This is a genomic window from Staphylococcus ureilyticus, assembly GCF_002902235.1.
In the GTDB taxonomy this organism is placed as follows: domain Bacteria; phylum Bacillota; class Bacilli; order Staphylococcales; family Staphylococcaceae; genus Staphylococcus; species Staphylococcus ureilyticus.
Genome location: NZ_PPRL01000181.1, coordinates 678 through 3,287, shown reverse-complemented (window position 1 = coordinate 3,287; position 2,610 = coordinate 678). Strand labels below are relative to the sequence as shown.

General features: G+C 26.7%; 5 protein-coding genes. All 5 read left to right on the top strand.

Annotated elements, in window-relative coordinates:
* Positions 1-554: 554 nt before the first annotated feature.
* Positions 555-794, top strand: coding sequence for a hypothetical protein (locus tag CD150_RS13055; protein ID WP_073345063.1), 240 nt, complete (start codon positions 555-557; stop codon positions 792-794).
* 129 nt (positions 795-923) lie between these two features.
* Positions 924-1,088 carry a hypothetical protein gene (locus CD150_RS13550; protein WP_164987246.1) on the top strand — a complete coding sequence of 55 codons (165 nt, stop codon included), beginning with the start codon at positions 924-926 and terminating at the stop codon, positions 1,086-1,088.
* A 70-nt stretch (positions 1,089-1,158) separates the two neighbouring features.
* On the top strand, positions 1,159-1,392 hold the full coding sequence (locus CD150_RS13050; protein ID WP_046207037.1) for a hypothetical protein: 234 nt from the start codon (positions 1,159-1,161) through the stop codon (positions 1,390-1,392).
* 294 nt (positions 1,393-1,686) lie between these two features.
* On the top strand, positions 1,687-2,115 hold the full coding sequence (locus CD150_RS13045) for an Ohr family peroxiredoxin (RefSeq protein WP_046207036.1): 429 nt from the start codon (positions 1,687-1,689) through the stop codon (positions 2,113-2,115).
* A gap of 313 nt (positions 2,116-2,428) precedes the next feature.
* The coding region (locus CD150_RS13620; protein WP_103161663.1) for a hypothetical protein at positions 2,429-2,610 on the top strand (182 nt) is incomplete at its 3' end.

The window sequence follows — 2,610 nt, the reverse complement described above, 5'->3', positions numbered from 1 at the left end:
TAATATTAATTGACAGCATTAAAAGCTATATTCTTTATTATTTACCAATTGTATTACTAGCAGCAATAATGGAAACTTATGTTTCACCTCTTTGGTATGGTTTTTTATTATCATTATTTTAATATTTAACCCATTACCTTTGATTTGAGGAGTGGACATGCAATGGGCAAACACTTATCTGCTCACCCTATTTTTGTTATATTTATATTAGAGTTTAGATTAATTAGACTGAAATAAAGTTCACTTAAAAAGGAGGTTGTATTTTGAAGATCTTTTTGTCATTTATATATTTTTTTCTTTCATTTTTTGTTTTGAAATCCCTATTGGATTTAGTATTACCAATTGAATTTGATATGTATGCAAATCTAATTTCTTCATCATTTTTTGCATTCGTTATGACACCATTTTCCTTTGTGCTTAAAAAGTTTAAAGATAAAAAATAGAATATATGTTTATACGAAAAAATTATTAATTGTAAACAGTTCTGAAGATCAACGTTAATAAAGGAATTGGAAAAAATAACAATGTAAATGTTTGAAAAATGAGATGTTGTAATGAAGAGTTTAAATGTTATATCTAATATATTGATTTTATTAATTATAGTAACTTCCATATTAACAATATTGGATTTAACAGGTCTTATAAATTTTCCTTTTTCTTTATCCGTTGTAGGTTTAATACTTATCTTAAATTATTGGATTGAAACTAAAAAAGAAGGAAAAACTGAAGTTCTTTACTTATCAGTAGGTGCAGTTTTGTTTAATTTAGGTTTAATAGAGATTTTGTTCTTTTAGAAAGGAGTTTTCTCTTGTATTGATACTAAGATCAGTACCATAATGTGCTTGCCCTATTTTATTTTATAAATAAAAATATTTTGATTAATTATATTGTGAAATAATGAAAAATGTAAAGGAGTGGGTTATTTGAAATGGTTTTTACTTATTGTACAAGTGATTTTAGGGATGTTTTTAGTATTTTTTGCATATAAACAAATGAATCAAGACCATTTAAACACATGGTTTGGAGTTTATTTTATATTGTTTGCAATTTTTGTGGCTTGGTATTCTAAACATTATTATAAAAGTTAAGAGTTCAGAAGCTCAACGTCAATAATGCAATATTGTTTTATATTTTAAAAAGTGAAAGGAGCTTTTTATTATGAATGAAAAAAATCGTGGTATTTTTTCTATGATTTCTTTGATTATTTCTTCTATATTTTTCTTCATTAGTCTTGTTGTTTTTGCCTTTCAAATAAATTCAGATGTGGCTTCTTTATGTACAACTTTAGGAATTTTATTTGTTGGTGTTTATGGAGTATTAGCTAAATTTAAACTAGGTTATATAGCGATTATTTTAGCTTTAATAGCTATAGTTTTGAACTTAGTGTTTTAGGTTTTAGAAACGAGTTCTTCTTGTCTTTATACATAATATAACTACCTATTAGCAGAAGTGTTGGTGAGTTTTGTAATACATAGCGAACAATTGAAAGTGTTTTAGCCAAATAGGACATTTACTTATGTATTTGTCCTATTTTTTAATGAGTAGAGACAAATGACAATTTAACACTTATGATTTTAAATATCTAAAAATTAATGATAGAATACAATTAGATTAAGCTTAATTTGATATGTAAAACGATTAATTAATCATTATTATTGAATTTCAAAAATTATTGGAGTGATTTTCATGGCAAAACCATTATTTGAAACAACTGTCATAAGTAATGGAGGAAGAGATGGAAAAGTTTTTAGTGAAGATAATACATTTTATCAAGACTTAGCTGTTCCAAAAGAAATGGGTGGCAACGGCGTTACAGAGTCAAACCCTGAACAGTTATTTGCAGCAGGTTACAGCTCTTGTTTTAACAATGCGCTAATGCATATTTTGAAAGGTGCAGGCAAAGGTACAATTGAGCCAGAAGTACGTGCGACTGCTTATTTATTGCCAGATAAATCTGATGGCGGTGTGAAATTGGCAGCTGAATTAGATGTATTACTTAAAGATCTCAGCCAAGAAGAAGCGGAGATGTTCGTTGAAAAAGCGCATAATTATTGCCCGTACTCGAAAGCACTAAAACACACGATTGATATTGAAATTACTGTAAGCGTTAATTAAGTAAAGTGATGCAAAATGCTAGATAAGATTTTTTTGGAATTTTATCAAGCAGTCATATATTTATATAACCGTATCTTAATTGGTGCGGTTATTTTTTATGAAATAATATAATTCAACTAAATGTTTATGTACGTTTATTAAGAAAAAGTATCAATTGGGTCATAAGCATATTAGAATAAATCAGAAAATATTTTTTGAAATTTAGCACTGTATTTTTAGTGATGATGATATTGTTACATCATTAAATAATGGGTCACCCTCAGTGGAAGTATCAACATTCTTAACAATAATTTTATAATTTGGAGTGATAAACATGCCTAAATCACAACAAGTATTAGTTGGTATATGTCTAATATTATTTAGTTTTAATTTTATAGCCCCTATTATTGGAACAATGCTGCATATTAAAATATTAGAATTTAGCTCACCTCTAATTAAAACTGTACAATTCGCTTTTGTCATTATTTTTGGTATTTTTACATATAGACAAATTAA

What these genes read in the sequence shown, in the direction of transcription:
- CD150_RS13055 (WP_073345063.1), top strand. Translation starts at nt 555, where the DNA reads ATGAAGAGTTTAAATGTTATATCTAATATATTGATTTTATTAATTATA.
- CD150_RS13050 (WP_046207037.1), top strand. Translation starts at nt 1,159, where the DNA reads ATGAATGAAAAAAATCGTGGTATTTTTTCTATGATTTCTTTGATTATT.
- CD150_RS13045 (WP_046207036.1), top strand. Translation starts at nt 1,687, where the DNA reads ATGGCAAAACCATTATTTGAAACAACTGTCATAAGTAATGGAGGAAGA.